We start from the raw sequence: 13,766 nt of genomic DNA, 5'->3' as shown, positions 1-13,766 counted from the left end.
CCGGAGGCGTTAATAAGGTGCCCTTCCTTACTCCCGGTCGATGGCGGCGGCGCTCTCGCCGACGCGCAGCACGGCGTCGTCGGGCACCGAACGCTTGACCACGGCGAGCGCGACCTGACCCAGCTCGTGGTGGTGCACGGCGGTGCCGACGAAGCCGACCGTACGACCGGCGAGTTCGACAGGGGTGCCGGCAACCGGCAGTTGGTCGGTGGTCACCCCGTCCAGGTGCAGCAGGACCAGCCGACGCGGCGGACGGCCCATGTTGTGCACCCGGGCGACCGTCTCCTGCCCCCGGTAACAGCCCTTGTCCAGGTGTACGGCCGGGGCGATCAGGTCGACCTCGGCCGCAATGGTGCGATGGTCGGTGTCGACGCCGACCCGGGCGCGTCGGGCGGCCACCCGCACCGCCTCGTACGCCCACAGCCCGGCGACCCCGACCCCGCCGTCGCGCAACCGGGCGACCACCTGGTCCATCGCGGTCCGGGGCACCAGCAGGTCCACGCCCAGCGGCCCGAGTCGCGCCCACCCGCCCGACGGCAGGGGCTTGACGTCGTAGCGGGCGGTGGGCCGGGGCGGCACCTCGCCGGAGCGGAACTTGGGCCCCGGTACGCCGGTGACGTCCGGCGCGTTCAACGTGGGCACGTCGAGCAGCGCCAGCGCTTCGGCCACCCGGGGCCCGACCAGCGACAGCAACGCTTGATCGGCGGTGACGTCACGCGGCTCGACCCGGCTGAAGAACCGCATCTTCTCCAGGTATGTCAGCAGGCCCTCGGTCGCACCCGGCTCGGTGTCCAGCCAGGTGGTGTCGCCGTCCTCGGCGACCATGGCGTGCTGTTCGATGTGCCCGTTCGGCGAGAGCACCAGCAACTCGGTGCCCTGCCAGGGGCCCAGCTCGGCCAGATGTTGTGTGGTGAGGGTGTGCAGCCAGGAGATGCGGTCCGCACCCGGCACCGCGATCACGCCCCGGTGGGATCGGTCCACCAGGCCGACCTCGGTGTCGAGCAGGCGCTGCTCGCGCATCGGGTCGCCGTAGTGGGCCGCCACCGGGCGCACCCCGGCCGCCGCGTGCGCCGGCTCCGGCTGGTCGCGGCTGGACTCGTCGAGGCTCTCCACGGCCACCGCACCCGCGATGTCGATCATGCTGGACTCCCGTCCCCGCAGCGTGCGCAGTTGCCGAAGAAGGAGACGTGGCCGATGTCCATCCGGAAGCCACGTTCCCGCGTCAACTGCTCGGCCAGCGGACGCATCAACTCGGGGTCCATCTCGTCGATCGCGCCACACTCGCGGCAGACCAGGTGGACGTGCTGGTCCTCACCGGCGGCGTGGTAGGTCGGCGACCCGTGGGACAGGTGGGTGTGGGTGACCAGGCCGAGTCGTTCCAGCAGTTCGAGCGTGCGGTAGATGGTGGTGATGTTGACCCCGGCGGCGACTTCGCGCACCGCCGTGTGCACCTGCTCCGGCGTGGCGTGCCCCAGGTCCAGCACCGCTTGCAGGATCAGCTGCCGCTGCGCCGTCAGCCGCAGGCCACGGGAGCGGAGCAGTTCCGCGAGGGAGGATTCGGACACCCTCCGATCATAGTTCGGCCGTCTCCGAATCGTTCGACGGAGACCGCTGTCCGTCTATCCTGCCCAGTTGTGGAGGTCACACGGATCGGCGTACTCGGTCGAGGGTTGCTATCGGTCACCGAGCCGGTACTGCGCGGCGACGACCTCGGTGTGCTGCGCGGCGACGGGCTGTTCGAGACCATGCACCTGCGGGACGGGCGGCCCTGGCTGCGCGAGGCGCACCTGGCCCGGCTGCGGGCCGGCGCCGCGGCGGTGGAGCTGACCCTGCCCGACGACGCGGCGCTCGTCGAACTCCTGGATACCGTCGCCGCCGGGTGGCCGACCGAGGTCGAGGGCGCCTTGCGGCTGGTCTGCACCCGCGGGCCCGAGGGCGGCGGCCCACCGACGGTGTACGCCACCCTCGCCGCCGTCCCGGCCGCGGTCCGGCAGGCCCGACACGACGGGGTACGGGTGGCGACGCTGAGCCTGGGGGTACCCGCCGACGCCCGCCCCGAGTTGGACTGGTTGCCGGCCGGGATCAAATCGACGTCGTACGGGGCGAGCACGGCGGCCCGCCGATGGGCCGCCCGAGCCGGGGTGGACGACGTGCTCTGGGTCTCCTCCGACGGCTACGTCCTGGAAGGGCCGACCGCCAACGTGGTCTGGTCGACCGGCGACACGCTCTGCACGGTGCCGGCCGCGCGCACCGGCATCCTGCCCGGCACCACCGTCGCCTGGCTGCTCGCCAACGCCGCCGAGGTCGGCTGCCACGCCGCCGAACGCATGGTCACCCCGGCCGAGCTACGCGACGCCGACGCCGTCTGGCTCACCTCGTCCGTTCGCGGTCTGGTGGAGGTGCTCGCCCTCGACGGCGAGCCGCTGCCCCGCAGCCCGCGTACCCACGCGCTGCGGGACCTGCTCGGCTTTCCGCTGCCCTGACCGTCGGGTCAGCCGGCGACCCGGATGAGCCGGGCGGACAGGTGCGGCGTCAGCGGCTGACCCACGGCCGCCATGTCCTGCGCGTACAGCAGGGCACCCTCGACGATGCCGAACAGCCGGTGCCCGGCGGTGACCTCCTTGGCGGTGGCGGTACGCACCACCGCATCGGTCACGAACTCGATCTGGGTGCCCTTGCGCCGACCGATGTGCAGCTCCATCACCCCGGTCGGGACGGTCAGCAGCGCCTCCAGTTCGTCGGTGACCCGGTCACCGTCGAGTACCGGCCGCCACCAGCCGACCTCCCGTCCCGCCGGGCGCACCGGGCGGGACTGCTCGTCGAGGATCCATGCCCGCGACTCGTACGACAGGAACGGCCGCCCGTCGTGGCTGATCCGGATCTCCTGGGCGAAGTCGAAGTCCTCGATGGTGGGGAAGCCACCCCGACCCCGACCCCGCCACACCCCGATGTACGGCAGCAGGCCGTCCAGGGTCGGGTGCAGCTTCGGCCCCACCCGCAGGTCGTGGCTCTCCTCGTAGGGGTACGGTTCGACCGGCGGCGCGTTCAGCCACGGCGGCGGTGCCAACGGATTGTCGTCACTCATCACTTGCCTCTTGAGATGCGGACGGCCAGATAGATCAGGCCACCGGCGAGCGCGCCCAGGCCGGCGACCAGCAGGCTGACGAACCCGATCTCGGTGACCATCCGACTCATCCTATGCTGGTCGCCATGGCCCGCTCTCTCGTCGTCAAGGCCACCGCCGGTGCCGATGCACCCGAGCGCTGTGCCCAGGCGTTCACTGTGGCGGCCACCGCCGCTGCCGCTGGTGTGCACGTCTCGCTCTGGTTGACCGGCGAATCGACCTGGTTCGCGCTGCCCGGGAGGGCTCAGAACTTCGAGTTGCCGCATTCGGCGCCGCTGGCCGAGCTGCTGCACGTGATCCTCACCACCGGCACGGTGACGGCCTGCACCCAGTGCGCGGCCCGCCGGGACATCGGCACCGACGACGTCATTCCGGGAGTGCGGATCGCCGGCGCGGCGGTGTTCGTGGAGGAGACGATGGCCGAGGGAGCGCAGGCGCTCGTCTACTGAGCCCTGGCTGCTCGATCGTCAGTAGCCGGAGCCGGCTTCGGCAAGGCGACGGAACCTGCCCGGCAACTCGGACTAATGCCTACGATTCGGGTGTGACCGAGGCGATCGAGCAGTTCTTTGCGACCTTGCCCGCCCGCGCCCCGCAGCTGCTGCGCAGCTCGCTCACCGGCACGCTTCGGATCGACCTCACCGACGACGGCCGCACCGAGCACTGGGTGCTCCGCATACGACCGGGCGCCCTCGATATCGACCGAGGGTTGGCCGAGGCCGACGCCATCTGGTACAGCAGCGTAGATCTGTTCGACCGGCTGGTGACCGGCCGTTCTCAGGCGATAGCCGCGCTGTTTCGCAACGAGAGCACGTTCAGCGGACGGGTGACGCTGTTCCTGGCGTTCCGGCTGTTCTTCCCGCCCGCACCGGGCACCAGGGACCCGCGCGAGGTGGCCCGGGAGAAGGTCAGGCGGGCCCGGTGAAGGAGCTTGTCAGCATCCTGGACGGCAACACCTTCCTGGTCAGTGATCGCTGTGGGGACATCGAACCCTCCCTCGACTTTCCGACCGGCCTGTTCGCCTTCGACACCAGGTTCCTCTCCACCTGGCTGCTGCTGCTCGACGGAGAACGGCTGCAACCGCTCTCCGTCGACGACGCGGAGTCCTACCGGACTCGCTACTTCCTGGTGCCCGGCGAGCCCACCCACTTCCTGGACACCAAGGTCTCGATCATCCGGAACCGGGCCATCGGCGACAGCTTCGACGAAGACCTGACCGTGCTCAACCACTCCGGGAAGGAGATGACGTTCACCGTCCGACTCGAGATCGGCGCCGACTTCGCCGACCTGTTCGAGATCAAGGACGTGCAGCACAAGCAGGGCGACCTCACCGTCGCGGTCGAGGATCACGCGCTGCGCCTGACGTACCGGCGGGAGGCGTTCCACCGCGAGACGGTGATCCACAGCAGCGCACCCGCGGCGGTCGACAAGCGGGGAATGACCTTCTCGATCCAGATCGGTCCGCACGGCGAATGGACCACCCACCTGAGGATCTCCACGGTGATCTACGGCGCGCGGGGTGAGGACGTCCGCACCGGGCTGCCGATGGCGGGCAGCCGCAGCACGGCGGCGATTCAGGCTGAACACGCGGAACTCGTCGCGAACGCGCCCAAACTCGTCTGCGACTGCGAACCCCTGGCCACCGCGTACCGGCGCAGCCTGGAGGACCTGGCCGCGCTGCGGTACGAGTCCATCGCCCTCGGCGTCCGGCTGATGGCCGCCGGGCTGCCCTGGTTCATGACGCTGTTCGGTCGGGACAGCATCATCACCTCATTGCAGGTGCTGCCGTTCCTGCCGGACATCATCCCGCCCACGTTGATGATGTTGGCCGGGCTGCAGGGCCACCGGATCGACGACTTCCGCGACGAGGAGCCCGGCAAGATCCTGCACGAGCTGCGCTACGGCGAGACCGCCGGGTTCGAGGAGCAGCCGCACTCGCCGTACTACGGCGCGGCCGACTCCACCCCGCTGTTCGTGATCCTGCTCGACGAGTACGAGCGGTGGACCGGCGACAGCACGCTCATCAAACAGCTGGAGTACCCCGCCCGGGCGGCGCTGAACTGGATGGACACGTACGGCGATCTGCTCGGCACCGGCTACCTCTGGTATCAGACCCGCAACACCCGCAACGGGCTGGAGAACCAGTGCTGGAAGGACTCCTGGGACGGGATCTCCTACTCCGACGGGCGGCTGCCGGGCTTTCCCCGCGCCACCTGTGAGATGCAGGGCTACGCCTACGACGCCAAGCTGCGCGCCGCCCGGATGGCCCGACTGTTCTGGAACGACCCGCAGTACGCCGACCAGCTGGAACTCCAGGCCGCCGCGCTGAAGGAACGGTTCAACCGGGACTTCTGGCTGCCGGACAAGGAGTACTACGCACTGGGTCTGGACAGCGACGGCACTCCGGTGGACGCGCTCAGCTCCAACATGGGGCACCTGCTGTGGAGCGGCATCGTCGACGAGTCGCGGGCCGCCCGGGTCGCCGAGCACCTGCTGGGACCACGCCTGTTCTCCGGATGGGGGGTTCGCACCCTCGGCGACGACCAGGGACGTTACAACCCGATCGGGTACCACGTGGGAACGGTCTGGCCGTTCGACAACTCGCTCATCGCCTGGGGTCTGTGGAAGTACGGCTTCCGGCAGGAGGCCGGGCAGATCTGCGAGTCGATGCTCGGTGCCTCGCGCTACTTCGACGGCCGGTTGCCGGAGGCGTTCGCCGGCTACGAACGCGACCTCACCGAGTTTCCGGTGCAGTACCCGACCGCGTGCAGCCCGCAGGCATGGTCGGCGGGCACCCCGCTGCTGCTGGTCCGGGTCCTGCTCGGGCTCGAACCCGAGGACGAACACCTGATCATCGACCCGTACGTGCCGGAGGGGATGGGTCGGGTGGAGCTGCTGGACATCCCCGGCCGGTGGGGTCGGGTGGACGCGCTGGGCCGCAGCCGCGACCGTGACGACGAGTGAGGGCGGTTCAGTCTGCGCATCCGGTGGTGGCTGCCAGGACCGTTCGGTCCTCGTACAGCTCGACAAGCACCGCCACGCCGTCGTGTCGGTAGGCGTACAGCTGGTCGGTGGCCACCACGGGCGTCCCACCGGCCAGGGGCGCGAGCGCGGCCTGGGGTGACTGCGCCGCGGCCGCGACGTCGGCCCGGCGGGTACGCGCCACCCCGCCGCTCGGGCAGGCCACCTGCATCAACTCGTCCGGTCCTCCGGCCGGCACGCCGAGGGCGGAAAGCGCGGCGCTCAGGGCCGCCGACTCGGGGCCTCGTGGGTACTCCGGCAGTAACGAAGCGAGAACAGCGTCGGCGGGGCGGCAGCCCGTTTCGACGCTCAGGCGCACCCGGCCGTCGGCGACGGTACGACCCGAAACGGTGACGAACTCCCCCGCGTCGGCGCGCAGCCGGGGGCCGTCGGAGGTGAGCCGGACGCCGGCCCGCCAGGGCGAGGGCAGTCCCTCGGCGACCCGCTCCAGCACGGCCCGCTCCTCACCGGCCGGCACGGCCAGCTCGACGTGGCGGCGCAGGATCGCGCCGTCGGCGAACGGGGTGACCCGGCAGCCCTGCTCGAACTCGGCCGGTGCCAGCGCGTACACCGTGCCGGAGGCCGCCGCGACCAGCTCGCCGATCGCGGCATGCACGCGCGGCATGGCCTGGGCCATGGTGCGCTGCTCGCGTACCGTCGGCGGATCGTTGCGGGCCGAGTGCCAGGTCAGGCCGGCGAGCAGCACCCCCCAGACCACGGTCAGCGCGACCAGCCACCGCGGCCAGCCAGGGCCGGACTCGGGTGGCGGCGGGCCGGCGGAAGGGGCGTACCCCGTCGGGGCTGTACTGCTCACCCGGCCATGGTGTCACGCGCGGCGACTCTGCCCGGGCCGGGTCAGCGGTGCGGTGTCAGTTCTGGTCCTCGATGGCGTCGGGGGGTGCGGTCAGGCGGTAGCCGACCCCGCGGACGGTCTGCACCTGGGGCCCACCGGGCAGGGCGCGCAGCTTGCGCCGCAGTCGCTTGACCGCCGAGTGCAGGATCGCCGTGTCGCCGAGGTAGGCGCCACCCCAGACCGAGGCGAACAGCCGCTCGTAGCTCCACAGGCTGACCGGCGAGCTGGCCAACCGGGCGAGCAGCTCCCGCTCGGTACGGGTCAGCCCCAGCGGTACGCCCCGCCAGCTGACCAGGTGCCCGGCCCGGTCGATGACGAGATCGGCCCAGCCGCCCGCAGCGCCGGCCCGACGTTCAGGAGGTCGGGCATCCGTCAGATCGGGCTCGCCCGGTGGCTCGGGAAACATCGCTCGCAACTGAGCCAGGTCGGCGCAGATCACCACCGGACCCACGCCGTCGAGTCGTTGGACCACGCGCTGCCGCACAACGGCGTCGGAGCTGACGCAGACCAGGATCGGGATCTCCACACCGGACACGTTGCCTCCCCACGAGCCCGCGCTGACCTGCGACTTCCCATCAATCGACAACGACGGCCACCGATGACTCCCGGCAATGAGCCTAACGGTCAGGATCGCGCCTCGTCACTGACCGAGTACTGACCGACATCTTCCATTGATCACTGATCGTCGGCGCAGAAGCATGACTCTCAGCGGGCGGGCACCACCACCAGCCACCCACATCGTCCGACCGCTCCGCGGTGTCACGATCCGGCCCGCGGATGCCCGGCCCGAGTCGATCGGGACGACGACGTGGGGGAGGAACCTTTGTTCACACGACCATCCGCACGGTCACCACGATGGCGGGCGGTGGCGGTCGCGACCGCTGCGCTGCTGGCCGTCACCGCCCAGCCCGCGGTCGCCGCGCCGGCACCGCAGCCGGCACCACAGCGGGCCACCGTCGACCAGGCGTTGGTGGACCGGCTCGCCAGCAGCGACACCACCGCGTTCCTGGTCTACCTGCGGGAGACCGCACCGCTGGCCGAGGCCGCGAAGACGCGCGATGCCGACGAGCGGGCCCGCACCGTGCACCGGCTGCTCACCAGCACCGCCGCCCGCAGCCAGGCCGACCTGCGCGAGCTGCTCGACGAGCGGAAGGTACCGCACACCGCGTACTGGATCGCCAATGCGATCCGGGTCGAGGGCGACAAGGCGTTGGTCGACGAGATCGCCGGCCGGCCCGAGGTGTCCCGGATCGCGCCGAGTCGCAGCTACCCCCTGCTGCTGCCGACCTCCAGCGAGGCGACCCGGGCGCGTACCGCCGCGGTCGAGTGGGGGCTGACCAACATCGGGGCACCCCGCGTCTGGGACGAGTTCGGCGACCGCGGTGAGGGCATCGTGGTGGCCAACATCGACAGCGGTGTGCAGTACGATCACCCGGCGCTTGTCGCCTCCTACCGGGGCAACCTCGGCGGCAGCTTCGACCACGCGTACAACTGGTTCGACCCGGCCGGGATCTGCACCGGCACCGCGCCCTGCGACAACAACGACCACGGCACCCACACGATGGGCACGATGGTCGGCGACGACGGGGCCGGCAACCAGATCGGGGTGGCACCGGGCGCGAAGTGGATCGCCGCCAAGGGCTGCGAGTCGCGCAGCTGCTCCGACGCCTCCCTGCTCGCCTCCGGCCAGTGGGTGCTCGCGCCCACCGACGCCAACGGTCAGAACCCCCGGCCGGATCTGCGTCCCGACATCGTCAACAACTCCTGGGGCGGCGACGGCGGTGACCCCTGGTACCAGCAGACCATCGCCGCCTGGCGGGCCGCCGGGATGTTCCCCGTCTTCTCCTCCGGCAACGACGGCCCGAGCTGCGGCAGCGCCGGCTCCCCCGGTGACAACGCCAACGCGTACGCGGTCGGGGCCTACGACGTGAACAACGCCATCGCCAGCTTCTCCGGTCGCGGCTCCGGCACCGACCTGATCAAGCCGAACATCGCGGCACCCGGCAGCAACGTGCGCTCCAGCGTCCGCAACGGCGGGTACGCCTCGGCCAGCGGCACCTCGATGGCCGCCCCGCACGTGTCCGGCACCGTGGCGCTGGTCTGGTCCGCCGCGCCGAGCCTGCGTGGGGACATCGCCGCCACCGAGGAACTGCTGGACCGCACCGCCCGCGACGTCGACGCGACCACCTGCGGCGGCACCCCGGCCGACAACAACGTCTTCGGCGAGGGCCGGCTGGACGCGTACGCGGCGGTCCGGGACGCGCCCCGAGGCGCGATCGGCCGGGTCACCGGCCGGGTGACCGACGCGGCCGACGGCGACCCGGTCAACGGCGCGACCGTGACCGACGGCACCCGCACCACCAGCACCGGCCCCGACGGTCGGTACACGCTGAGCGTGCCGGCCGGCGAGAGCACGGTGACGGTCAGCGCCTACGGGTACGCCGGCCAGTCGGCGACCGTCACCGTCGCCGAGGGCGGTGCCGTCACCCGCGACTTCGCGTTGACCGCCAACCCGACGGTCACCGTGAAGGGCAGGGTCACCGACGCTTCCGGCCACGGCTGGCCGTTGTACGCCAGGATCGAGGTGGCCGGCCGGCCCGGCGGTCCGATCTTCACCGACCCGGTGACCGGGCGCTACTCGTTCACCGCGCCGGGTGGCACCTCGTACCGGCTGACCGTCACCGCCCGGTACCCCGGCTATCAGAGCGTCACCCGTGACGTGGCGGTGGCCGCTCGGGACGTGACGGCCGATATCGCCGTACCGGTCGAGGCGAGCTGCGTCGCCGCCGGTTACTCGGGCCAGTTCGGTGCTCCGCTGCTGACCCAGAGCTTCGACGGCACGAGTGCGCCGTCGGGCTGGACGGTGACCAACCGCACCGCCTCCGGTGGCTGGGTCTTCAACGACCCGCGCTCGCGCGGCAACCTGACCGGCGGCTCGGGCGGGTTCGCCATCATCGACAGTGACGCCCTGGGCAGCGGCAACACCCAGGACACCGACCTGGTCGCCCCGCCGGTGAACCTGTCCGGCGCGACTGCACCGGTGCTGCGCTTCCGCAGCGACTGGCGGGCGGTCGGCATCACCGACACGGCCGACATCGACGTCTCGACCGACGCCGGAGCGACCTGGACCAACGTCTGGCACCAGACGTCGAGCCGGCGTGGGCCCCGGGTCGAGGAGGTGCCGCTGACCCCGGCCGCCAACGCCGGGTCGGCGCTGGTCCGATTCCGGTTCAACGGCACCTTCGCCTGGTGGTGGCAGGTGGACGACGTGGAGGTGGTCAACCGGGAGTGCACGCCGGTTCCGGGCGGCCTGGTGGTGGGCACCACCACCGACCGCAACACCGGTGAGGCGGTCAACGGGGTGACGGTGGTCAGCGACGACCAGCCGCAGGACCGCGCGGTGTCGGCGGCCACCCCGGAGGACGCCGCCCAGCCCGACGGCTTCTACTGGATCTTCTCCACGCTGACCGGTACCCGGCCGTTCACCGCCAGCCGGACGCCGTACCAGTCGCTCACCAAGGATGTCGCGGTGGTCGAGGACGGGGTGAAGCGGACGAACTTCGCGCTCCGCGCCGGGCGGGTGACGGTCAGCCCGACAAGCATCGAGTCGCACCAGCGGCACGGCGTCGTACGGACCACCAAGGTGACGGTGAGCAACACCGGCAGCGCGCCGGCCGAGGTGGATCTGCTGGAGCGGTCCGGCCAGTTCGAGCTGCTCACGCAGGGTGCTGGCGCACCGCTGCAGGTGCAGAAGATGAAGGGCATCAGCAAGGAGCGGTCCGGTGTCGCGTACGGCGGTGCCGCACCGGAGTCCGCTTCGACCGCCGCCGACGACGCGTGGAGTGAGATCGCCAAGCTGCCCGCGTCGATCTACGACAACGCGGGTGCGTGGTTGGACGGCAAGGTCTACTCGGTCGGCGGTGGCAGCAGCACCGGCACCGAACGCAAGGCCTGGGTGTACGACCCGAGCGCCAACGCCTGGACCGCCCTGCCCGACCTGCCGGTGGCCCGCTCGAAGCCGGCGGCGGCGGCGGTCAACGGCAAGCTCTACGTGATCGGTGGATGGGGTGGCAGTGGTGACACGGTTGCCACGGTCGACGTCTTCGACCCGGCCGCCGGCAGCTGGAGCACCGTCGGCGGTGCCACCAACCCGGCCCCGGTCGCGGCGGCCGGCGCGGCGGTGCTCGGCGGGAAGGTCTACCTGGTCGGTGGCTGCGCCGATGCCACCTGCACCGACAGCAACCGGGTGGTGATCTTCGACCCGGCCACGGGTTCCTTCCGTACCGGAGCCAACTACCCGCATCCGGTGTCCTGGCTGTCCTGCGGCGGGATCGGATCGTCGGTCTACTGCGCCGGTGGCACGGGCAGCACCGAGTACACCGACGCCTACCGGTACGACCCGGCGGCAGACAACTGGAGCCCACTGCCGAGCATGCCGCTGGAGCTCTGGGGCTCGCAGTACGCGGCAGCAGGCGGGCTGCTGGTGCTGGCCGGCGGGGTGACCGACGGGTCGACGGCGGTCACCAACCGCTCCGTCGCCTTCGACCCGGCCACCGGGGCGTGGCGTGACCTGCCCAACGCCAAGTTCGGCAGGTACCGGGGTGCCGCCGCGTGTGGCGCGTACAAGATCGGTGGTTCGCCCAGTTCGTTCGTGGGCAGTCCGGACAGTGAGCGGCTCGGCGGCCTGGACCTCTGCGCGGCCGAGGCGGACCTGCCCTGGCTGAGCACCTCGCCGAGCACCTTCACGCTCGCTGCGGGTGCGTCCCGGACGGTGACCGTGACGCTCGACGCCACCACCGAGGCGGGCGTCCTCCAGCCGGGCCGGTACGCCGGTGAGCTGGCGATCGCCTCGAACACCCCCTATCCGGTGACCCCGGTATCGGTGGAGATGAACGTGTCTCCGCCGAACAACTGGGGCAAGATCCAGGGCACGGTCACGGGTACCACCTGCGGCGGCGTCACCGTCGGCATCCCGGCGATCGTGCGGGTGAACCTGATCTCGGCCGGCACCGGCACCACGCTGACCGCCGACGCCAGCGGTAAGTACGCCTGGTGGCTGCCGCGAGGCCGGTACGAGGTGATCGTCGCCAAGGACGGTTGGGTTCCGCAGGTGCAACGTCACCAGATCGAGGCGGGCATCGTGGGCACCCTGAACTTCGCCCTCGACCCGGCTTCCACCTGCACCAGAGCCACCGGTATCTGATCCGACAACCCCAAGGTGGCCGCCGGTCGTTCCATCGACCGGCGGCCACCGCTTTTGTTGTCGAGGAAGCCGCGCGGAACGGCGGGGGTGGCGAAGACCACTTCGGCGGGGAGCGTCGGGCTGTAGACGGTCCTGAACCTGGTCAAACGGGGTGCCTCGGTAGCACTTCGGGCGGCCCGGCCAGCCAGCCTGGCCTGCTGGTTCGCGGATCTGCCGCGCCGCGAGGACATTCACGGATGGCCCGATCGGCCGAATTTGATCACCAGACTTGGCGATCCATCAAATATCACTTAGCGTTATCGGCGAACCCCCAACGCGAGTAGCGCTCACCTCCCCCTCTACCTGCGAATTGACCCCCATGCCCGAAGTTTTGCTGACTTTATCGATTACTGTGAGTAGTCTCGTACTGCTCCTCATCATCGGCTCCTTCGGGTACGGCTTCCTCCGTCCGGCCGTGGGCTACCAGGCGCGCCACGCCGCCCGCCCCCCGCTCTACGGGCCGGTACGCGCGGACCAGGTCGCCATCCTGATCGCCTGCCGCAACGGCGCCGCCACGATCGCCGCGACGGTACGCGCGGCGCGGGCCACCGGCAGCGACGTCTACCTCGTCTCCGACGCCTCCACCGACGACACGGCCGAACTCGCCGCCGGGGCCGGCGCCTGGGTGCTGCCGTTGACCCACAACGTCGGAAAGCCGGCCGCCCTGCACACCGCCTATGAGGCGTTCGAGCTCGGCCGTCGCTACCGGGCGGTGGCCATCCTCGACGACGACGTGGTGGTCGCGCCGGACTTCGTCACCGCCGCGCTGGCCAAGATGACCGACGAGGTCAGCATCGTGGTGGGACACAACGCCACCTGGTGGCCGCCCGAGCGACGGTGGAACCCGTGGCTGGCCAAGCGGGCGTACAGCTACTGGATGTACCAGGCGGTGATCCGCCGGATCCAGAGCCACTTCAACGTCATGAACTGCATCTCCGGCTCGAACTCCATCTACCGGACCGAGCTGCTCGACGTGGTGCTGCCCACGCAGCCGCCGTACATCGTCGACGACACCTACTGGGTGTTGGAGACCCACCGGCGCAACCTCGGCCGGGTCGTATACGCACCCCGCGCCCTGGCCCACCTGCAGGACCCGACCAACCTGCGCGACTGGTACCGGCAGAACCTGCGCTGGATGTGGGGCACCTTCCAGGGCGTCATCGGTCACCGCGTCGGCCGGTACGCCACTCGGTTCGACTACGCGTACGTCCTGTTGATTCTGCACTGGCTGCTCTATGTGGCCGGCGGCCCGCTGACCCTCTGGCTGATCGCCACCGCCGGCCCCGGACTGCTCCCCGGGCTGCTGTTCCTGCTTGCCGGCCACGGCATCTGGGTGGGAATCGCCGCGTGGCGGCTCCGCCACCCGCAGCTTCCGCTCTTCCTACCCGTGATCATCGTCGCTGACCTGCTGTACCGGGTGATCCTCGTGCACGCCCTGGTGAAGGCGATCCGTCAACCCACCGTCGACCGATGCGTCTGGGACTCCCCGGCCCGCATCGCCGTCGGTGCGAAGGGGTGAGGGAGGTGAG

Annotated in this window: 12 protein-coding genes; 6 read left to right on the top strand and 6 right to left on the bottom strand. The window is 70.9% G+C overall.

Annotated elements, in window-relative coordinates:
• Window positions 1–27 precede the first annotated feature (27 nt).
• Both ygfZ and Vgi01_RS05690 read right to left on the bottom strand, forming a co-directional pair.
• On the bottom strand, window positions 28–1,140 hold the full coding sequence (gene ygfZ, locus Vgi01_RS05695) for a CAF17-like 4Fe-4S cluster assembly/insertion protein YgfZ (RefSeq protein ID WP_204290352.1): 1,113 nt from the start codon (window positions 1,138–1,140) through the stop codon (window positions 28–30).
• Window positions 1,137–1,565, bottom strand: a complete 429-nt coding sequence (locus Vgi01_RS05690; protein ID WP_102659440.1) for a Fur family transcriptional regulator — start codon at window positions 1,563–1,565, stop codon at window positions 1,137–1,139. The genes ygfZ and Vgi01_RS05690 overlap by 4 nt, the downstream gene beginning before the upstream one ends.
• A gap of 69 nt (window positions 1,566–1,634) precedes the next feature.
• Between Vgi01_RS05690 and Vgi01_RS05685 the strand changes: the two genes are divergently transcribed.
• On the top strand, window positions 1,635–2,483 hold the full coding sequence (locus Vgi01_RS05685; RefSeq protein ID WP_204290351.1) for an aminotransferase class IV: 849 nt from the start codon (window positions 1,635–1,637) through the stop codon (window positions 2,481–2,483).
• An 8-nt stretch (window positions 2,484–2,491) separates the two neighbouring features.
• Here the strand turns inward: Vgi01_RS05685 and Vgi01_RS05680 are convergent, their stop codons facing one another.
• Entirely contained in the window at window positions 2,492–3,085 is a 594-nt protein-coding gene (locus tag Vgi01_RS05680; RefSeq protein WP_102659442.1) for a heme-binding beta-barrel domain-containing protein, read from the bottom strand.
• Window positions 3,085–3,186, bottom strand: coding sequence for a small membrane protein MtfM (gene mtfM / locus Vgi01_RS31105; RefSeq protein WP_013736135.1), 102 nt, complete (start codon window positions 3,184–3,186; stop codon window positions 3,085–3,087). The genes Vgi01_RS05680 and mtfM overlap by 1 nt, the downstream gene beginning before the upstream one ends.
• Window positions 3,187–3,198: 12 nt before the next feature.
• On the opposite strand from mtfM, the gene Vgi01_RS05675 reads away from it, so the two are divergent.
• The 3 genes from Vgi01_RS05675 to Vgi01_RS05665 all read left to right on the top strand — a co-directional run bounded on the left by Vgi01_RS05675 (window position 3,199) and on the right by Vgi01_RS05665 (window position 6,085).
• Complete coding sequence (locus Vgi01_RS05675; protein ID WP_204290350.1) at window positions 3,199–3,573, top strand: DsrE family protein; 375 nt, start codon at window positions 3,199–3,201, stop codon at window positions 3,571–3,573.
• Window positions 3,574–3,665: 92 nt separating this feature from the next.
• Window positions 3,666–4,046 (top strand): SCP2 sterol-binding domain-containing protein, encoded by a 381-nt coding sequence (locus tag Vgi01_RS05670; RefSeq protein ID WP_204290349.1) that lies wholly within the window; start codon window positions 3,666–3,668, stop codon window positions 4,044–4,046.
• Entirely contained in the window at window positions 4,043–6,085 is a 2,043-nt protein-coding gene (locus Vgi01_RS05665; RefSeq protein ID WP_204290348.1) for an amylo-alpha-1,6-glucosidase, read from the top strand. The genes Vgi01_RS05670 and Vgi01_RS05665 overlap by 4 nt, the downstream gene beginning before the upstream one ends.
• A 7-nt stretch (window positions 6,086–6,092) precedes the next feature.
• Here Vgi01_RS05665 and Vgi01_RS05660 read toward each other — a convergent pair whose 3' ends face one another.
• Window positions 6,093–6,956 carry a hypothetical protein gene (locus Vgi01_RS05660; protein ID WP_239088810.1) on the bottom strand — a complete coding sequence of 288 codons (864 nt, stop codon included), beginning with the start codon at window positions 6,954–6,956 and terminating at the stop codon, window positions 6,093–6,095.
• 55 nt (window positions 6,957–7,011) lie between these two features.
• On the bottom strand, window positions 7,012–7,530 hold the full coding sequence (locus Vgi01_RS05655) for a winged helix-turn-helix domain-containing protein (RefSeq protein ID WP_204290347.1): 519 nt from the start codon (window positions 7,528–7,530) through the stop codon (window positions 7,012–7,014).
• Between the two features lie 288 nt (window positions 7,531–7,818).
• On the opposite strand from Vgi01_RS05655, the gene Vgi01_RS05650 reads away from it, so the two are divergent.
• Both Vgi01_RS05650 and Vgi01_RS05645 read left to right on the top strand, forming a co-directional pair.
• Window positions 7,819–12,198: a S8 family serine peptidase gene (locus Vgi01_RS05650; RefSeq protein WP_204290346.1), complete on the top strand. Its 4,380-nt coding sequence runs from the start codon at window positions 7,819–7,821 to the stop codon at window positions 12,196–12,198.
• 391 nt (window positions 12,199–12,589) lie between these two features.
• Window positions 12,590–13,756: a glycosyltransferase family 2 protein gene (locus Vgi01_RS05645; RefSeq protein WP_102659449.1), complete on the top strand. Its 1,167-nt coding sequence runs from the start codon at window positions 12,590–12,592 to the stop codon at window positions 13,754–13,756.
• Window positions 13,757–13,766 lie beyond the last annotated feature (10 nt).

The organism is Micromonospora gifhornensis, assembly GCF_016863515.1.
GTDB classification, from domain to species: domain Bacteria; phylum Actinomycetota; class Actinomycetes; order Mycobacteriales; family Micromonosporaceae; genus Micromonospora; species Micromonospora gifhornensis.
Note: the sequence above shows the minus strand (reverse complement) of the source record. Positions and strands in the feature narration are given on the sequence as shown.